The sequence below is a fragment of the Polyangium fumosum genome, assembly GCF_005144585.1.
Taxonomy (GTDB): Bacteria; Myxococcota_A; Polyangia; order Polyangiales; family Polyangiaceae; genus Polyangium; species Polyangium fumosum.
This window is the reverse complement of sequence record NZ_SSMQ01000013.1, coordinates 40,807-58,220: the sequence shown is the minus strand read 5'-3', so window position 1 is coordinate 58,220 and position 17,414 is coordinate 40,807. Positions and strand designations below refer to the sequence as shown.

Annotated in this window: 15 protein-coding genes and 1 pseudogene; 5 read left to right on the top strand and 11 right to left on the bottom strand. The window is 70.9% G+C overall.

Going from position 1 to position 17,414, the window contains the following annotated elements:
- Positions 1-110: 110 nt before the first annotated feature.
- Together E8A74_RS14805 and E8A74_RS14800 are read right to left on the bottom strand one after the other, a co-directional pair.
- A complete protein-coding gene (locus E8A74_RS14805; RefSeq protein ID WP_170229135.1) occupies positions 111-1,676 on the bottom strand; it encodes a serine/threonine-protein kinase in 1,566 nt (521 codons plus the stop codon).
- Between the two features lie 307 nt (positions 1,677-1,983).
- A complete protein-coding gene (locus E8A74_RS14800; protein WP_232379556.1) occupies positions 1,984-3,216 on the bottom strand; it encodes an SPFH domain-containing protein in 1,233 nt (410 codons plus the stop codon).
- Positions 3,217-3,316: 100 nt separating this feature from the next.
- On the opposite strand from E8A74_RS14800, the gene E8A74_RS14795 reads away from it, so the two are divergent.
- From E8A74_RS14795 to E8A74_RS14785, 3 genes are read left to right on the top strand one after another with little or no spacing between them, the layout of a single operon-like run.
- Positions 3,317-4,435 carry a hypothetical protein gene (locus E8A74_RS14795; protein WP_136929646.1) on the top strand — a complete coding sequence of 373 codons (1,119 nt, stop codon included), beginning with the start codon at positions 3,317-3,319 and terminating at the stop codon, positions 4,433-4,435.
- Positions 4,436-4,455: 20 nt separating this feature from the next.
- A complete protein-coding gene (gene nikR / locus E8A74_RS14790; RefSeq protein WP_136929645.1) occupies positions 4,456-4,974 on the top strand; it encodes a nickel-responsive transcriptional regulator NikR in 519 nt (172 codons plus the stop codon).
- The gene (locus tag E8A74_RS14785) at positions 4,971-5,690 is read left to right on the top strand and encodes an SDR family oxidoreductase (RefSeq protein WP_136929644.1); all 720 of its coding nucleotides are present in this window, start codon (positions 4,971-4,973) and stop codon (positions 5,688-5,690) included. The genes nikR and E8A74_RS14785 overlap by 4 nt, the downstream gene beginning before the upstream one ends.
- Positions 5,691-5,694: 4 nt before the next feature.
- Here the strand turns inward: E8A74_RS14785 and E8A74_RS14780 are convergent, their stop codons facing one another.
- The 3 genes from E8A74_RS14780 to E8A74_RS14770 all read right to left on the bottom strand — a co-directional run bounded on the left by E8A74_RS14780 (position 5,695) and on the right by E8A74_RS14770 (position 9,943).
- The gene (locus tag E8A74_RS14780; protein WP_136929643.1) at positions 5,695-6,531 is read right to left on the bottom strand and encodes an SPOR domain-containing protein; all 837 of its coding nucleotides are present in this window, start codon (positions 6,529-6,531) and stop codon (positions 5,695-5,697) included.
- Complete coding sequence (argS, locus tag E8A74_RS14775; protein ID WP_136929642.1) at positions 6,528-8,396, bottom strand: arginine--tRNA ligase; 1,869 nt, start codon at positions 8,394-8,396, stop codon at positions 6,528-6,530. Before argS ends, E8A74_RS14780 begins: the two co-directional genes overlap by 4 nt.
- Before the next feature lie 77 nt (positions 8,397-8,473).
- Positions 8,474-9,943: a chorismate-binding protein gene (locus E8A74_RS14770; protein ID WP_136929641.1), complete on the bottom strand. Its 1,470-nt coding sequence runs from the start codon at positions 9,941-9,943 to the stop codon at positions 8,474-8,476.
- Between the two features lie 81 nt (positions 9,944-10,024).
- Here E8A74_RS14770 and E8A74_RS14765 point away from each other — a divergent pair, with 81 nt between their 5' ends.
- The gene (locus E8A74_RS14765) at positions 10,025-11,404 is read left to right on the top strand and encodes a hypothetical protein (RefSeq protein ID WP_232379555.1); all 1,380 of its coding nucleotides are present in this window, start codon (positions 10,025-10,027) and stop codon (positions 11,402-11,404) included.
- 9 nt (positions 11,405-11,413) lie between these two features.
- Here E8A74_RS14765 and E8A74_RS14760 read toward each other — a convergent pair whose 3' ends face one another.
- Positions 11,414-12,316, bottom strand: a complete 903-nt coding sequence (locus tag E8A74_RS14760) for a nucleotidyltransferase family protein (protein WP_136929640.1) — start codon at positions 12,314-12,316, stop codon at positions 11,414-11,416.
- 116 nt (positions 12,317-12,432) lie between these two features.
- Here E8A74_RS14760 and E8A74_RS14755 point away from each other — a divergent pair, with 116 nt between their 5' ends.
- Positions 12,433-12,921 (top strand): hypothetical protein, encoded by a 489-nt coding sequence (locus E8A74_RS14755; protein WP_136929639.1) that lies wholly within the window; start codon positions 12,433-12,435, stop codon positions 12,919-12,921.
- A 1-nt stretch (position 12,922) separates the two neighbouring features.
- On the opposite strand, the gene E8A74_RS14750 is transcribed toward E8A74_RS14755, so the two are convergent.
- The 5 genes and pseudogenes from E8A74_RS14750 to E8A74_RS56015 form a co-directional block, all read right to left on the bottom strand.
- Complete coding sequence (locus E8A74_RS14750; RefSeq protein ID WP_136929638.1) at positions 12,923-14,032, bottom strand: hypothetical protein; 1,110 nt, start codon at positions 14,030-14,032, stop codon at positions 12,923-12,925.
- An 81-nt stretch (positions 14,033-14,113) separates the two neighbouring features.
- The gene (locus E8A74_RS14745; RefSeq protein WP_136929637.1) at positions 14,114-14,767 is read right to left on the bottom strand and encodes a DUF72 domain-containing protein; all 654 of its coding nucleotides are present in this window, start codon (positions 14,765-14,767) and stop codon (positions 14,114-14,116) included.
- 495 nt (positions 14,768-15,262) lie between these two features.
- On the bottom strand, positions 15,263-15,778 hold the full coding sequence (locus E8A74_RS14740) for a hypothetical protein (protein ID WP_136929636.1): 516 nt from the start codon (positions 15,776-15,778) through the stop codon (positions 15,263-15,265).
- Positions 15,775-17,088: a ribonuclease H-like domain-containing protein gene (locus E8A74_RS14735; RefSeq protein WP_136929635.1), complete on the bottom strand. Its 1,314-nt coding sequence runs from the start codon at positions 17,086-17,088 to the stop codon at positions 15,775-15,777. Before E8A74_RS14735 ends, E8A74_RS14740 begins: the two co-directional genes overlap by 4 nt.
- A gap of 40 nt (positions 17,089-17,128) precedes the next feature.
- Positions 17,129-17,371: pseudogene (locus E8A74_RS56015) on the bottom strand (hypothetical protein); the annotation flags it as partial.
- Positions 17,372-17,414 lie beyond the last annotated feature (43 nt).

Below are 17,414 nucleotides of genomic sequence, written 5' to 3'. Positions count from 1 at the left end.
GGTTTTCCGCCCAGGAAGGATGGCGAGGGCGCGCGTCGGGTGTCAAGTCGGGCGTTCCCGCCAGCAAAGGCCCGTCCTTCGCACGTGATCGAGAACGCCGGCAGGCCCCGCTAGCCCCACGGATCGACGACGTCTCCACCGCCGCCCGACTTCTTTTTCGTCGTCGTGGTGGGCGGCGCCGTCGGCGTGGTCGCAGGCGCGGTCGCGGTGGGCGGCGATCCTGTGCTCTTCAACGTCCCGCCGGTCGTCGTGCCAAACGGACGCACCACAGCCGTCGGCGTGCCGAGCGAAGGCGGCGCGACCTGCGTGGTCTGCGTCGGCGCCGTCGGCTCCTCCGTCGCGACCACGGCCGGCGTCGTGACCGTCGGCGTCGGCGCAGGCGTCGCGACCACGGCCGGCGTGGTCGGCGTCGCCGGCACCGTGGCCGTCGGCGCGGTCGGCGCCGTGGGGGCCGCCGCCGTCGCTCCCGTCGTCGGCGGGTGGAGCGGCGGCTGGATCGCGAGATACGCGACCACGCCGAGCGCGATCACCGTGGCCGCGGCGAGCACCACGACGAGCGGCCCACGCGCGGCCGACGCGGCGGGCGGCTCGCGTTTTTCTACACGCGGCGGGCCGATGGCCTGGCCTTCCTCGCCGAACATGAGGTCGCCGCTCTGCGGGATGAGGCCCATCGCCTCTTCGAGCGCCGCCGCGAGCTCCGCCATCGTGGCGAACCGCTCGGCCGGGTTTTTCGCGAGGCAGCGGTTGATGATGTCACCGAGCGGCCCGATCTGCGTGGGATCGGGGACACGTTGCTCGACGGGCACGGCCGCGCCGTGGATGTGCTGATCGAGCACGCCCTTGAAGCTGTCGGCCTCGAAGGGCACGCGGCCGGTCAGGCACTCGTACATGATCACGCCGAGCGCGTAGATGTCCGTCCGGTGATCGACCGGCTGCCCCATCGCTTGCTCGGGGCTCATGTAGTGCGGCGTGCCGAAAATGATGCCCTGGCGCGTGACGCGGCTCGTGCCCGCGATCTTCGCGAGACCGAAATCGAGCAGCTTGACGAACTCGCGATCGCCGCTGCGCACGAGGAAGACGTTGTCCGGCTTGAGATCGCGGTGGATGACACCCGCCTCGTGCGCCGACGCGAGGCCGAGCGCGCACTGGAGCCCGATCGCCGCCGTGCGATCCGCCGGCAGGATCCTCTCGCTGCGCAGCACGCTCGCGAGCGAGCTGCCCGTGAGCAGCTCCATCACGAAGTACGGGACCTTCGAGGTGAGCGGCGCGCTCTTGTCCGGCTGCACCTCGCCGAAGTCGCTCACGGCGACGATGTTCGGGTGCCCGATCGCCGCGGCCGCCTTCGCTTCCTGGATGAACCGCGTGACGATCTGCGCGTCCCGCGCGATGTCGGCGCGCAGCACCTTGAGCGCGAACCTGCGCCCGAGGGTCGTGTGCCGGACCTCGTACACCGAGCCCGTGCCGCCCTCGCCGAGCACCGACACGACCTCGTACCGCGCGTCGATGATCTGGCCGATCAGCGGATCGGCGTTCGGATTCCAGTCCGGCGCGTCGATGAGCGCGTCGCCGTCGAACGGGCAGAAGCGCACCTCGCCGGAGAAGCACTTGTCGCACGCGGGGCAACGCCGGGCGCGCGCCCGCTTTTGCCTCCCGTCGGCCACGAGTGATGCGTCCACGGCGGCTCCGTTCGACTCGCGAGGAGGGGCGGGCGAAGGCGCCGGAGCGTCATTCCCTATACGGATGGTTCGCGCCACTGAACAACTCTAACCGAGGAACCGGCAGGCCGCGTCCTCAAAATGGTCTTCCGCGCGGGGACAAACCGACGGCCCCCGCCGACCCGCCCCCGAGCCCCAAGGTATCAATCCGCCCGTGGGTCGGGCAACCTTCTCGAAACGCCGTCACGCCTCGAAAACGAAGGACGAAGCACGGGCCCCCGCGGATCCCGCGAGGCGCCCGTGCCCTTCGCCGAGGCCGCTCGGTCGCTCAGATCTCTTCGAGGATCTTCGCCTTGCGCGCGTTGAAGTCCTCGTCGCTGATCAGGCCCTGCTGCTTGAGCGCAGCGAGCTTCTGGAGCCGCGCCTCCACGCTCTGCGTCCCGCCCGCCGCCTGCTGCTGCGGGGGCTGCGGCTGCTGGGCATACTGCGGCTGCTGGAAGTTCTGCGGGTGCATCATCTGCGCCATGCCCATGCCGATCGCGGCCTGCGCGCCGAGCTGCGCGACGCCCGTGTTCCCGCCGCCCTTGGCCATGCCCTCGCCGGCGCCCATCATTGCCTGCCCCGCCGCGTAGTTGTTCCAACCCGGGTTCGTCCCGAGGTGCTGCGCGTTGCGCGCATCCTGCTGGAACTTCTGATCGAGCTGGAACTGGTTCGCCCGCGCCGTGTCCGCCGCGATCCCGACGCCGCGCCGCGCCTCGGCCCGCGCCTTGTTCGCCTCCGTGAGGCGCTTTTGATCGTCGGCCGCGAAGTTGATGTTGAAGTTGCCGATCTGCAGGATCTTGACCCCGATCTCGTCGAGGTTCGGCGCGCTCTGCTGGATGCGCCCCGCGATCTCCATGCTCATGCCGCCGAGGTTGAGCAGGCTCTTGCCCTGCTGCGCACACATCGTGCCGATGACCGTCTTCACGCTCATGAAGAACAGGCCCTTGATCCAGTTCAGGATCACGTCGTTGTCCTGCGCGCCGGCCGCCTGGCCGTGGTAGCCGATGACGAACCGCACCGGGTCCGTCACGACGAGCGAGAACTCACCGAAGATGCGCGGCGTGACGAACTCGTAGAGGATCGGATCCTCCATCGACTCGAGCGGGCCGCCGAACGGGACGCTCCGGATCGGCTGCATCTTCACGAAGTAGATCTCCGCGATGAAGACGTCGCCGCCCGTGAAGCTGTTGATGAGGTTGTTCAGGAACGGGATGTTCTGCGTCTGCAGCGTGTGACGCCCCGGCGGCAGGTAACCCATGTACTTGCCGTCCTTGAAGAAGAGCGCGCACTCGTCGCTGTCGACGGTGAGCTGCGACCAGAACGGGACGTTCTGATCCGGGTGCTTGTAGACGATGAGGTTTTTGAACCTATCGGGGCGCGCGATCATCATCTCGCGCACGCCACCCTTGACGAAATCCATGATCCCCATGTCGAGCTCCCTGCTCTCCGCCCGCACGAAAGCGGGACGGACGCCTTGCCACGTCACACGAAACCCGCTCTCGGCAGGCCCGCTTCCCATGGCCCGAACTTTTCGCCGCGACGGACCGCGACGTCGGTGAGAATAGTGCCGAGCACGGTCTCCAGCAATGGCAAGCCGGCCGGAAGAGCACAGGTCCCCCATGGCTACCCCCATCGACATCAGCTCCCTGCCAGGCCCAGCCCAAAAGCTCGTCGACCCGAGCGCGCCGCCGAAGCTGCAAGAGCTCGCCGCGCGCGGCGTCGCGCCCGGCCTGAAGCCGCCGGACACCCTCGCCGTCGTCGTGCTCCTCGCGAAGAGCGAGCGCGCCGACGTCGCCACGACCGCGCGCGCGACGCTCGCCGCCCTGCCCCCGCCCCTGCTCGCCGGCGCCCTCGCGAGCGACCTCCACCCGGCCGTGATCGACGCCCTCGCGAGGGCCTCGGACGGCAAGCTCGACGTGCTCGACAAGCTCGTCACGATGCCGCGCGTCGATCTGGAGACGATCGAGCACCTCGCGCGCACGGGGACCGAGGCCGTCACCGAGCTCGTGGCCACGAACGAGGCGCGCCTGCTCGCCCATCCCCGGCTCATCGAGCTGCTCTACATGAACCGGACGACGCGCATGTCCACGGCCGATCGCATCGTCGACCTCGCGCGGCGGAGTGGCCTCGAGCTCTCCGGGATCCCCGCCTTCCGCGAGGCCGCGGCGGCGCTCGAAGGCGAGCTCATCCCCGAGGCCGCGGAGGAGCCCACGCCCGACGACGTCCTCTTCGCCGAGACCGCCGCGCTCGCCGACACGCTCGCCTCGCCCGCGCCCGAGGACACGCACGAGGCGAGCGACGAGGGCGCCGAGGCCGTAAAACCGAAGTTCAAGCCGCTCTACAAGCTCATCGCGGAGATGAGCATCAGCCAGAAGGTGCGACGCGCGCAGCTCGGCTCGAAGGAGGAGCGGCTCATGCTCGTGCGCGACCGGAACCGCCTCGTGGCGAGCGCCGTCGCCCGGAGCCCCCTGCTCCAGGAGGACGACGTCAACCTCATCACGAAGAACAGGAACGTCTCCGAGGAGGTGCTGCGCATCCTCGGTTCGAATGCCGAGTGGCTGAAGAGTTACACGATCAAGCGCAACCTCGTGGAGAACCCGAAGACGCCCCTCTCCCTGTCGACGCGCCTGATCCCGCTCCTCCGCGACGCGGACGTCCGCCAGCTCGCCAAAAGCAAGAACGTCACCGCGGCCATCCAGGAGGCCGCGCGCAGGCACCTCGACCGGAAGAAGCAATGAGCTGATACGGTGTACGAACGATGAGCGACCTCGTCCGCTTCGGCGTGGCCATGGACCGCGCGCTGCTCACCGAGTTCGATCGGCGCATCGCGGCGCTCGGCTACGAGAACCGCTCGGAGGCCATCCGCGATCTCGTCCGCGCCGATCTCACGCGCGCCGCCTGGGACCGCGGCGCCGCCGTCGTCGCCACGCTCTCCGTCGTCTACAAGCCCCACGTGCGCGCCGAGGTCCTGCGCCTCGCCGAGCCCGAGCCCGCGAGCGTCGACCTCGTCGTCGCGAGCCAGCACGTGCGGATCGATCGTGAGCGCTGCCTCGACACGATGGTCCTGCGCGGCCCCGCGGAGAGCCTCTCCGCGCTCGCCGGCAAGATCGCCGGCACGAAGGGCGTGCTCTCCTGCGAGCTGCACGTCGCCGCCTCCGTGGCGGACGACACGCGCACAAACGAGGTCCAGGTATCCCCCCCCAGAGACAGAGACAGAGACAGAGACAGAGACAGAGACAGAGACAGAGACAGAGACAGAGACCAGGAGCAGGGATGACGATCCCCCACGATCCGAAGCGTATCCTCGTCGTCGGCGCCACCGGCAGGCTCGGCGTCGCCATCGCGAAGGCCCTCGTGCAGCGCGGCGATCACGTCGCCGTCACGGCCCGCAGCGAGCCGCGCCTCGACGCCCTAGCCGACGAGCTCACGTGTGAACCCACGGGCCGCCCCACCACCATCTGCGCCGACCTGCGGGATCCCGCGGCGCCCGAGCGCATCGCGAGCCGCGTGCTCGAAACCGGCCGCCTCGACGGCATCATCCTCGCCTGCGGCCCCTTCCCGCACACGCCGCTCGAAAAGCTCTCGCGCGAGGACCTCGAGAACACGCTCGCCGTGCACGCGGTCGCGCCGCTCCTGCTCGTGAACGCGCTCTCCGAGGAGCTCACGCGCACCGAGGGCGCGGTCGTCGCGCTCGTCGACGCGGGCGTCACGCGGCCCTTCCCGAACCACGTCGCGTACCTGACCGCGAAGGGCGCGCTGCAGACGGGCCTGCGCGCGCTCGCTGTCGAGCTCGCGCCGCAGGTGCGCGTCAACCTGCTCGCCATCGGCATCGTCGCCGACCCCGAGGCCGACGCCGATCCGAAGCGCCTGCACCGCCTCGCCGCCCGCTCGCCGCTCGGCCGCTTCGGCACGCCCGCGGAGGTCGTGCACGGGGCGCTGTCGCTGCTCGACGCGACGTGGGCGACGGGCGAGATCTGGGGGATCGGGCGGTAGCCGCTTACGGCGCGGCGCTCTCGTCCGCGAGCTTGCCGGCCGCGTCCTTCTTCGGCGGCTCGACGATGAAGGTCACCAAGCGCTCCTTCGCCTCGAAATCCTGCCGGTAGATCGTGGCCGAGTGCTTGTACTTGAAGGGGCCGATGCGCACGCGGTACCAGAGCCCGCGGCCCTTCACCATCGCGGGCTCGACGTAGGCGCGGTGGCCCCGTCGACGCAGCGCAGCCGCGAACTTGTCGCCCTCCTGCTGCGTCTTGAACGAGCTCACCTGGAGCTGGTACTGCCCCGGGCCGCCCGCCTCCGCCGCCTCGGCGCCGTCTTCCCGCGCGACGTGCTTCGCCATCTGCGTGAGCGTGTCGCGCCCCGCGGCCGAGTCCGGCGGTGCTTGCAGGATGTGCTGCGCCGGCAGCGGTGACGGCGGCAGCCGGTCCGCGACCGTCTCCGGCGGCGGCAGCGGCAACGCCGCCTCGGCAGCGCCTTCCGGCGGCGGCGGCTTTGCGGCCTGCGGCGAGCGCACGGCTTCGAGCGCCGTCGTGTTCTTCGTGTCCGAGAGCATCCCCGGGAAGGTGATCTCGTGGCCGGCGAGATCCGGCTTCTTCTCCACCTTCACGCCCGCGGGGTGCGCCTTCGCCACGAGATCGCCGAGCGGATCCACGTTCGTCGGCTTCTCCTTCACGGGCGCGCGGAGCAGCGCGACGGCCGCGAACATGATGCACGCGCCGCCGAGCGAGGCGAGCACGAGCGCCGAGGCGCGCGACGGTCGCGACGCGGGATCGGCCTCCTGGATGTCCTCCAGGTTCTTGATCGCCCCGCCGTCCCCGATGTCCGAACGTACGGTCATGACGCTTCGGCCTCCTTCTTCGACGCTTGGGGCTGCGGATCGCCTTCGGCTTCCTCCGCCCCAAACCCCAGCTCTGCTTCCGCCGCGACGGCCTCGCCTTCGAGCTTGTGCATGCGCTCGAGCGCGGTGATGCCCGCGAGCTTGAGCCCCGCGCCGTACACCGTGCGGATCGCATCGATCCAGAGCAGCCGCGCCTCGCTCTTCGGGCGATCCCACGTCTCCTGCCAGCCCGCCTCCGCCATCTGCGCGTCGAGCGGCAGGATCGTGTCGCCGTCCTTCTTCAGCCGCGTGAAGTAGCTCTGGAAGTCCTGCGACAGCTCCTGCAGGTAGAACAGGATCCGGTGCGGCTCGCGTAGCGCCGAGGCCTCCGCCACGATGGCCGGGAAGCGCCCGAGGCGCCCGAGGATCGCCAGCTCGTCCGGGTGCTCGAGACGCGCGGCGAGCGCGGGCGTGTGCCTCGGAACTTGGAGCCCAAACTTTTCCTGGGCGCGGCGCAGGATCGAGCAGAGGCGCGCGTAGCCGTACTGCAGATAAAAGACGGGGTTGTCCATCGAGGCCTTCTTGGCGAGCTCGATGTCGAGATCGATCGTCGTGTCGCTCCGCCGCGCGAGGTAGAAGTAACGGAGCGCGTCGGCGCCGGCGCCCTTCCTCCGCGCGGCCTCGTCGATCTCGTCGACGACCTCCTCGATCGTGACGAGGTTGCCGAGCCGCTTGCCCATCTTGTAGGGCTTGCCGTCGCGCAGCAGGTTCACGAGCTGGTAGAGCACCACCTCGAAGCGCTCCTTCGGCAAGCCGAGCGCCGCGAGCGCGCCGCGCACCCGCGCCGTGTAGCCGTGGTGATCGGCGCCGAGCACGTTCACGAGCCGGTCGTAGCCGCGGTTGATCTTGTCGGCGTGGTACGCGATGTCGCTCGCGAAGTACGTGAAGTAGCCGTCGCGCTTCTTGACGACCCGGTCCTTGTCGTCGCCCTCGTCGGTGCTCTTGAAGAAGAGCGCCCCTTCGCGCTCTTCGAGGGAGCCGCGCGTCTGCAGCTCGGCGAGCGCCGCGTTCACGCGTCCCCACCGGTGCAGGCTCTCCTCGGAGTACCAGCCGTCGAACTGGATGCGCAGCGACGCGAGCGTCTTCTTGATGCCCGGCAGCGCCTTCGAGCCCGGCACGCCGTCGAGCATGCGCGTCACGCACACGCGCGAGAGCTCTTCGACCTTGTCGTCGGCAATCAGCTCGGGGCTCGTCTTTTGCAGCCAGGTGACGAGATCCTCGAGGTAGTCGTTATTGCCGTAGCCGCCCTCGGGCGGCTCGCGGCCGAGCGCCACGGCGAGCACGCTCGCCGCGAGCAGCCGGATCTGGTTGCCGAAGTCGTTGATGTAGTACTCGCGCGTGACGCGGTGCCCCGTGGCCTCCAGGAGCGTCGCCACCGCGTCGCCGAGGATCGCGCCTCGGCCGTGCGAGATGAGCAGCGGGCCCGTCGGGTTGGCGCTGACGAACTCGACGAGCACCCGCTCGCCGAGCCCCGCGGGCCCTCGCCCGAAGGCCGGCCCCGCGGCCGTCACGTCGCCGAGCACGCGCTGGTAGATCGCCGGCGCGAGGCGCAGGTTCAGAAAGCCCGGCCCGGCGATCTCCACGGCGCGGATGTCGGGCTCTTTGCCGAGGCGCTCGGCCAGCAGCGTCGCGATCTCCCGAGGCGGCTTCTTGGCTGCCTTCTGGACCGCGAGGGCCGCGTTCGTCGCCAGGTCTCCGTGCTCGGGGCGCTTCGGGCGCTCCACCGAGAACGTTACAGACGTGACTTCCGACGGCAGGACTCCACTCCCCGCCAGATCGGTGAGTGCACCCACCACCAGATTCCGAACTTGCTCTTCGACGCCCATCGTACGGGCGGATTAGTACCCCGAGGCCGCTCGAACCACCAACTTTCTGTCAACACATGGTCCTACATCGGTGTACATCACGATCCCACGAAGGCCCGATTTGCCGCTTTTTCGAGTTGAAGCGCCTTCCAGCGGGTCTCCTCGAGCTCGCGCGCGGGATCGGAGTCGGCGACGATGCCGCCGCCGGTGAAGTATTCGCCCTCACGGCCCTGGAGCACGACGGTGCGGATGGCCATGGCGAGGGTGACGCTGCCGTCGTGGGCGACGTGGCCGAAGCCGCCGGTGTAGAGGCCGCGGCGCGCGCTTTCGAGCCGGGCGATGACCTCCATCGCGCGGACCTTGGGCGCGCCGGTGACGCTGCCGCTCGGGACCATGGCGGCGAGCACGTCGTGCCGGGTCGCGCCGGGTCGGGTCCACGCTCCGAGCAAGGCCTCGCGGTGGTGGATGGTTCTGTGCGTGACCACACCGGGCCCGTGGAGGACCTGGACCGATCCCACGGCCGCGACGCGCCCGAGATCGTTACGCTCCACATCCACGATCATCGTGAGCTCCGCGTTTTCCTTGGGGTCTTGATCGAGCTCCTGGACGAGCGCCGCGTCCTCGCGGGCGTCCTTTCCGCGCGGTCGCGTGCCCTTGATGGGACACGTGAACAATCGGCCGAAAGGTACCGAGTTCAGAACCGCGTTCCGTCGTAGCTCCCCTCCTCGATCGGGCCGCTTTTGGCCCTCTCGTACGTCCGACGCGAAGGATCGCATCCTATCCTGCGGAAACTCCACGCCTTCCGTCGATTGCCTCGTTCGGGCTTCGAGGAGCAGCTCGGGGGACGTAGACACCACGGCGAGATCACGACCGAGGTGCAGACACGCGGCGAACGGGGACGGCGCGGCGGCGCTCAAGCGGCGGTGCAGATCGAGCGGCTCGCCCCGCACGAGCGACACGAGCAGCCGTCGCGCCAGGTTGACCTGGTACAGCTCCCCCCGGGCGATGAGCTCCTTCGCCGCGAGGATCCGCTCCAGGTGAAGCCGCGTCGGCTCCGCATCCGCGACCTCGACGGCAAACGCCCCCCGCCCCGCAGGCGCAGGCGCAGGCGCCGCGAGCAGGCGACGCGCGAGCGCCTCGACGTGGTCCTGCGTGACGCCCACTGCAAACACGCGGCCCTCGGCATGGTCCACCACGACCACGGCCGGGTACCGGAGCCACAGCGGCCGTTCCAGCATCGCCCGTGGTCGCCGATCTCCCTCGCGTGGTGACCAGCCGGGACGTTCGAGGTGCCGGTGCCCCTCGTACGGCAGCACGCCGATCCAGCGGGGCACGGATCGAAACGTGCCCGTCGCGCCGCCGAACGGAAAGTCGGGGTCGTCGGCGAGCGGATCGAGGGCGCTCGACTGGCGGTCGGGATCACACGCGACGTAGGAGAACCGAGCGTAGGGGCCGGGGGTGCGATCGGCCGCGTGGAGCAGGGCGAGGCGGTCCGCGGCGGTCGCGCGGAGGCGCTCGGCGAGGGCGATCGGATCGGGCGCGAGAGGGAGCTGTCGACCGACGAGCACGGCGAGATCCTGCTAGCACGGGGGCCGCGCGGCGCGGCGGCGAGATGAAAAGCCGCCGGGCTCGGGCTACGCTCGCGCCGCGTGAACGCTCGAATGGACCGGCGCGCTGGGTGGCTCGTGGCGGCGGCGCTCCTCGGGAGCGGATGCAGCGAGGAGCCGATCGAGCGGACGCTGCAGATCGTGACGGGACACGAGGCGGACACGTTCTCGGCCACGCCCGCCGTGACGAAGATCCGCATCCAAGCCAAGACGGCGAGCGGGACGACGTTCGCCGCGGAGACGACGCCCGGCGGCACGTTCGACCTCGGCGAGGTGCCCGAAGACGAGCCGCTCGGCGTCGAGGTGACGGGCACCACGGCGGAGGGGGCGACCGTCGTGCGAGGCCGCTCGCTCACGGGCATCGTGCCCGGCGCGTTCGCGAGCGCGGACATCCCGGTGTTCGTGCAGCGCGTCGGGCAGTGGGCGCGGCCGCCGGGGGGGCTCGTGCGGGCGCACGTGGACGCGCCGGCCGCGGTGCTGGGCGAGCAGTTCCTGGTGACGACGGGCGGGAGCGCGGCGGCGAGCGCGGATGGCGCGGCCGACGTGCGGCTCGGGGATTTTTACGATCTGCTCGGCTTGGGGCCGGCCGTGACGCCGGCGCTTCCACTTCCGGCGCGGACGATCGTGGGGCGGCCGGGCGGGATGATGCTCCTCGGGGAGACGGGGGCGAGCGCGGTGGACGCGGACGGCTCGGCGTACGCGGTGGCGTGGCCGGCGAGCGCGGGCTCGTTCGCCGACGTGGCCGGGGGGCTCGTGGTCGAGTCGCCGTCCGGCACGAGTTACGTGGTGGGCGCGACGCGGGCGGGGACGGCGACGGACGTCGTGCTCGTGGTGAGCTCGGCGGGCGCGCTCTCGGTGCTAAGGCTGTCGGCGGCGCGGAGAGGCGCGGCGGCGGCGTGGGCGCCGGGCGTGGGGCTCGTGGTGGCCGGGGGAAACACGAGCGCGGCGGGGTTCGAGGTGCTGCCGGAGGGCGGGACGGCGTTCGCGCCGAGGGACATGCCGGCGGACGCGACGGAAGGCGCGGCGGCGGTGGTGGCGGGGGATGGAAAGATGGCGCTCGTCGGCGGGCTCGACGCCATGGGCGCAGCCGCGAACGTCCGGACGTGGAGCCCGAGCTGCACGTCGGCATGCGCGACCGAGGAAGTGGCGGGCGCTGTGTTGCCCGTCGGGCTCACGCGGGCGCAGGGGTTTTCGCTGGGCGGCTCGCGGATGCTCGTGGTCGGGCACGAGGCGACGGCGGCGAAGCTCGTGCGGGTGTTCGTGGTCGATCGAAGCGGGCCGACGGTGGAAGAACGACCGCTCCGCGAGCCACGCGCGGGCGCGGCGGTGGTGGCCGCGCCGAACGGGACGCTCGCGATCCTGGGCGGCGTGCTCGAGGACGGCTCGCCCGCGCTGCACGTGGAGACGTTGTTCCCCGACTGATCGATTCGTTCAGATCCGAACGATCGTGCCGCTCCCGAGGACGATCGCGCGCTCGAGCGGCGCTTCCACGACGGCGCCGGGGCAGGCCACGACCTTGCGGAGCTCGCCCTGCCCTCGCACGGTCACGCCGTCGCCGAGGATGACGCTCTCGAGGGAGACGTCGGGATCGACGTGCACGTCGTCGCCGCGCCACGATCCGAACTCGGCGAGCCAGTGCATGCTCTCCTCGAAATAAGCGCGGGGCGTGCCGAGGTCGCAGAAGCGCGACACGATCGCGCTCCCCGCGACCCGCTCGCCCGCGCGGAGCGCCGGCAAGTACACGTCGCCGACGAGGCAGCCCTCGCTGGGCAGGCGTGCGCGCGCCACCTCGCCGAGCATCTGCACGCCGACGAAATCCGCCCCTCGCACCTCGCGACCAAACGTCTCGCCGCGCAGCCGCACGATCGAGCCATCCTCCCCGAGGCCCACGGTCCCCTCCCCGACCCGCATCTTCTCGTCATCCCGGAACGCGACCGCGAGCGTGGCGATCGCGCCCTTGGCCTTCGCGCGCGCGTGGGCCCCCTCGAGCGCCGTGACGGAGAACGTCGCGAGGATGTCGCCATTCCACACGAGCACATCCCCCGGCCCGAGCGCGGGGGCCGCCGCCGCGACGCCCCCCGCGGTGCCGAGGATCTTCGGCTCGTGCACGAGGGTCACCCCGACCGGGTTCCCCAGGAACATCTGCGGCTCGAAGCGCTCCGCGAGGTGGTGCGTGTTCAGCACGACCTGCTCGACGCCGGCGGCGGCGAGGCGATCGAGGATGTGAAAGAGCAGCGGCTTGTTGCCGAACCAAACGAGCGGCTTGGGCGTCTCGTCGGTGAGCGGCCGAAGGCGCGTGCCGAGGCCGGCGCAGAGGATCATCGCGGTCGTCATGGTCGAACCCGGCACGCGCGCGCCCGGGACGGGAGACGTTCCCTCGGGGCGGCGTCAGGGCGCGTAGCTTTGCCGAAAGCTCGACGCATGGCCAAGAGCCGTGCTACCGGACCGCCGTGCGCGTGCGCCCCGAACTCCGCCACCTCTTCGCCGCGGCCTTCGGTCTCCTCGTCGGCAGCGCCGCGAGCGCCTGCGGCACGGATGCCGTCGGGATCGACGCCTGCCGGGAGATCGAATCGGCGCGGTGCGAAGCCACGCAGGCTTGCGGCGCCACCGAGGCCGAGGCGATGCACTGCATCGACCTCTACCGCGATCAATGCTTGCACGGCCTCCAGAGCGGCCAGGAGCCCGGCGCCGATGCGACGGCCCGCTGCGTCGAGGCTGTCCACGCCGTGGCCGCCTGCGCGCGCGCGGGCGCGGCGACGATGGTCGACTGCCCCGCCGAGCCGCTCGTCGCCGCCGCGGATCCCGCCACGATCACGCCATGCGTGGTGATCGCGCGCAAGCCCGAGCAGCTCGCCGACTGCGCGTTCGTCGCGAAGCCGGCGGACACGGGCACGACGACGCCCTCCGGGAACGACGCGGGCGACGCCGCGATGGAGTGAATCAGGGGTTCGGCGGCGGCGGGCAGCCGAGCATCGTGAACGACGCGATCGGATCGGTCTCGGTCGGGCAGCCTGGCGAGTCGGGGTTCGGCGCTTTCGGCACGCCGATCACCGCGGGGTCGGCGTCGAAGCCTGCGGCGAACGAGACCGCGTTGCAGGCTTTGTTCGGCTCGGGTGGGCCGGTCTGCACGTCGAGCCCGCGGCAGAATGCGTCCTGCGTCGCGCCCCAGAAGATGTTGTCGGTGCAGAACGGCTTGCCCGTGTCGTCGCGGAAGCTCTGCACCATCCGGAAGAGCTCGACCTGCGGGATGCGCCCTGCGATGAGGCCGTCGCGCAGGATCCAGCGGCCGAGGTTGTCTTTCAGGATCTTCGCCTGGATCGTGCCTGAGGACAGGTTGATGTGCAGCCGCGTGTTGCCGCCGGCGACCGCGATCCCACCCACCGGCGCCGAGAGGACGAGCATCCCGTCGGTCACGTACGCGTCGTTGTCGTAGTACTTCGGGGTGTTCACGTTGGCGGGGTCTTCGAGCGTGCTCGTCGCGATCGGCCAGGCGTCGCTCCCGTCCCACGCGGGCTGCGCCTCCGTCCCTTCGCTCCCGTACCAGGCGACGCGCACCTTCGAGTCGTTCGGCTGACCGTTGTAGCCGCTGACGTGGAAGATGATGCCCCAGCTCCCGAGCTCGGCGAACAGGCTGTACCGCTCCGACAGGTCCTGCACCTGGAGCGCGAGCTCGACGAGGCTGAAGAGCGCGGGCATCTGGTTGTCCCGCCCCATCGCCTTGTCGCAGCTCAACTTCTCCGGCTGCCCCTCCGGCGGGATGCACGACCGCTCCTCGCCCTGGCAACTGCAAAACCTGTCGAGATCGAGCCCGAGATCAGCGCCGTCCTTGTCCGTCTTCAGCCGGAGGACACGCAGCGCCACGACGAACTCTTCCTCGGGCGCCGCGTCGTTCGGGGGCGTCGGCGCCGGAGGCCCCGGCACCGACGCGTGGCCGCAGAGCTCCTCGGACTCGGGCGGAGGCGTGAATTTCTCGAAGCCTTCGAGGGCACAACTCGACGCCAGCCCCACGGTCGGCGCGAGCAGGAACAAGCAAGCCAGCCAGGCGCGCACGATGACAGCCTATCGCAAGCCCCCGCCCGCGAGAAGCGGCGCGCGCGCGAGGCCTCCCGCGTCCACGGCGAGGCGCAAACGCTACAGCTTCAAGGCTTTCTTGAAGCGCTTCGCATCCGCGAACATGTCGACGTTCGTGAACACGTACGTCGCATCCTTGTGATGCCTGCCGCCGCGGGCGATGTCGGCGAGTTTCTCGATCGCCGGATCCTCGTACCGGGACTTGTGCCCCGCAGGGCCGTGCAAGCGGTAGTACCCCGTCGGCAGCTTCGAGAGGCCGGAGACGAGCGGATCCCGCGCCGCGAGGGCCCCGACCTCCTGCGTGAGCTCGTCACACTCGTCCGGGTCCCAGCCAGGCGCGGGCTCATAGACGACGCGGTCGAAGCGCGAACGCACGGCATGGAGGAACTCCCGGAGCATGCCCTTGTTCGTCTTGCTGGGCGCAAACTCGGGCGGCGCCACGAAGACCGCCGTCTTGGCCTCGAGCTCCTCCGCCACGCCCTCGAGACCCTTCAACGCCGTCTCGATGACCTTGCCATCCCGGAACCCCTCCTGCCCGACCTCGCGCGGTCCAAGCAACGCAAACCGAAACCCCTCCGGGGCCTCGCGCCGCCACCGCCGGATGGTGCCAGGGCCAGGCATGGACATGTGGGTTTCCTGGACCTCCACGAACATGAATTCGCGGAAGTACCTCGTCGCTGGGACGGGAAAGCCGGCGCAGCCGACGGTAATCATCGTCTCCCACGGTAGCCTACGCCGCGCTGTTTGTCATTGCTGGAGAAAGGCCCCGCCCCGAGGAGGGCGCACACGGGGGAAGGCCAGTGGGCAAACCTCCCAGCGGAGCCCCACGGGGACGCGCGGGGCTCTGCCCCGCACCCCGGAAGGGGGCTGTCCGCCCCCTTCACCCCGGACCAGGCACGGCCTGGACCGAAGGCGTAGAAACCGCGCGATGCGCGGTTTCTACGACGGGCCCGTGGCAAGACCACGGACCCCCTTGCCCACCAAGACGGCGGCGCTGCCCCCCCGTTCGCGCTGGCCAGCCCGTCGCCGGTCTTGACTCGGCCCGTTGCAAAAACCGCGCGATGCGCGGTTTTTGCATCACCGGTCCAGGCCGTGCCTGGTCCGGGTCCAGGGGTGGACAACCCCGGGGTTTGGGGCGTAGCTCGGCTTGCCGAGCGCAGCCCCATCGTTGACCAGACGGGGTCCGGGGTGAAACCCCGGCGCGACGTTTCACTCGAGGGCCCGCCGCACGAGCTGCGCGCCGAGGCGAAGCGCCGCGCGGCGGAGGGCTTCCTCGCGGGTCGCGTGAAACGAGGTGGGATCGTCCTCTCGTGCGGCGAACTCGCGCACGGTGACGTCGGGGCCGAGTCGCTCGGGGGGTGCGTCTTTCGTGCGACGTACGAAGGCGCGGCCGCGGAGCGTGAAGGTCACGGAGCGTGCGAGGGGCGGGCCGTCTCGGGTCGCGACGCCTGGTGCTGCGCCGCCTTCCTCGACACGCACGAGCTCGACGACGAGGGCTGGGCATCGCGCGTCGGTGCGTGGATCACACGACGCGAGCAGGCCTCCGGCTGCGAGCTCGGCGCGCGCGCCTGCGACGACCCCCTCCTCGGCGGCGGCGGATGCGACCACCCCGGGTGCAGGTAGGACGGCGAGTGGCTCCGCGTGTTCGGCTGCGGCGCCCACGAGGCGATACCCGCATCCCGGCACGACGACGAGCCCCACGAGCGCGACGAACCACCTCTTCACGGACGCTTCTCGATCTTGCGCCGGAGCCGCGTGCGCCGCTTCTCCGTGGCCGCGTCTGCTTCGCCTGTCCCGCGCTCGACGAGCGCGAGCGCTGCTGCGAATGATTTGACGTGGTGCTCGTAGAGCTTCGCGAGTTCGAGCCGCACGGAGGGATCGTCGACCTCCTCGGCGAGCGCCTGGTAGTCGAGCAGCGCGCGCGCCTTGTCTCCGCGCGCCTTCGCGATGTCGCCGCGTGTTCGCTTCGCGAGCGCGCCGCCGCCTCGCGCGACGGCCGCTTCCGCGGTCTCCGCTGCGCGATCGAGCTCGCCTGCGCGACGGAGCGTCTTTGCCACGCCGGCGAGATCTGCGCCGGGCAGCCCGCCGTTCATCGGCTCGCCGTAGAGCCCCACGAGGGCCACCATCGAGAGCACGTCGTGCTCGTTGTGCGTGACCACGCCGGAGAGCGCGCCCTCGTCCGACGTGCGCAGATAGTGCATGTAACACGCGACCACGTCTGCACCGCCGACGTCGCCCACGCGCTCGCGCCCGAGCACCTCGCTCTCGATCGCGGCGAGCGTGCGGCTCTTGAGCCGATGCCCGTGGATGCGGCGCGCGACGTGTACGAGATCGAGGTGCGGCAACTCCCGCGGCGGCGGCATGCGGTTCATCACGCAGCGCGCGCGGAGCAGCGGCATGTCGAAGGACTTGCCGTTGTACGTGACGATCATCGAGGCCTCGTCGAGCCTTCGCGCGAGCAGCTCCAGCATGGGCGCTTCCTCGCCGAGCCGCCGGAGCAGCGCTTGCTCCAGGATGAACGCGCCTTGGGCCTCGTCGTAGAACGACATCCCGAGCAGGAACGCGACCGTGCCGGTGCCGCCCTGGAGCCCTGTCGTCTCGGTGTCGATGAAGAGCGCGCGCCGTGCGTCGCAGGCCGCGAGCGCTGGATCGAGTGCGAGCAGCGAGAGCAGGCCTGGCTCGGCATCCCGCGCGGCCACGAGCGGCGCTCGGCCGACACGCGCGGCGGGCGGCGTGCGATCACGACGCACGTAGAGCGGCCCCCGTGTCGTGTGCTCGACGAAAAAGGGCAGCTCGGTGTGCGAGGGATCGGGCCGCGGCGCGGTGGGCGCGGCCTTGCCGAGGATGCGGGCGATCCGATCACGCAGCTCGTCGAGCGACGGCTTGGACTTCAGCGCGGCCGCGGCGTTCTCGGGAACGGGAACGGACTCGGGGGCGGGAGCGGGCGCAGGGGCAGGCGCAGGCGCGGCGGCAGGCGCAGGCGCGGCCCCGGGCATCGGCGGCAAGCGGGCGAGCTTGGATGCAAACGAGGCCATGCGCTCCCAGGGCCCAGGCTGGCACGACGAACACTGAACATCAAGACAGGCGCGCCCGGCAGCGGAGGGCCGCCGGGTTGCGTTCCGCAAGGCCCGGGTCGTGTCCCGCAACGGCGGGCTCGTGTCCCGCAACGGCGGCCTCGTGTCCCGCAACGGCGGGGTCGTGTCCCGCAACGGCGGGCTCGTGTCCCGCAACGGCGGGGTCGTGTCCCGCAACGGCGGCCTCGTGTCCCGCAACGGCGGGCTCGTGTCCCGCAACGGCGGCCTCGTGTCCCGCAACGGCGGGCTCGTGTCCCGCAACGGCGGGCTCATGTTCCGCAACGGCG

Bases quoted from the DNA above. Each gene is read 5' to 3' on its own strand.
- E8A74_RS14745 (WP_136929637.1), bottom strand. From the start codon at position 14,767: ATGATTACCGTCGGCTGCGCCGGCTTTCCCGTCCCAGCGACGAGGTAC.
- E8A74_RS14795 (WP_136929646.1), top strand. From the start codon at position 3,317: ATGGCTACCCCCATCGACATCAGCTCCCTGCCAGGCCCAGCCCAAAAG.
- E8A74_RS14785 (WP_136929644.1), top strand. From the start codon at position 4,971: ATGACGATCCCCCACGATCCGAAGCGTATCCTCGTCGTCGGCGCCACC.
- argS (WP_136929642.1), bottom strand. From the start codon at position 8,396: ATGGGCGTCGAAGAGCAAGTTCGGAATCTGGTGGTGGGTGCACTCACC.
- nikR (WP_136929645.1), top strand. From the start codon at position 4,456: ATGAGCGACCTCGTCCGCTTCGGCGTGGCCATGGACCGCGCGCTGCTC.
- E8A74_RS14800 (WP_232379556.1), bottom strand. From the start codon at position 3,216: ATGGGAAGCGGGCCTGCCGAGAGCGGGTTTCGTGTGACGTGGCAAGGC.
- E8A74_RS14760 (WP_136929640.1), bottom strand. From the start codon at position 12,316: ATGACGACCGCGATGATCCTCTGCGCCGGCCTCGGCACGCGCCTTCGG.
- E8A74_RS14780 (WP_136929643.1), bottom strand. From the start codon at position 6,531: ATGACCGTACGTTCGGACATCGGGGACGGCGGGGCGATCAAGAACCTG.
- E8A74_RS14735 (WP_136929635.1), bottom strand. From the start codon at position 17,088: ATGGCCTCGTTTGCATCCAAGCTCGCCCGCTTGCCGCCGATGCCCGGG.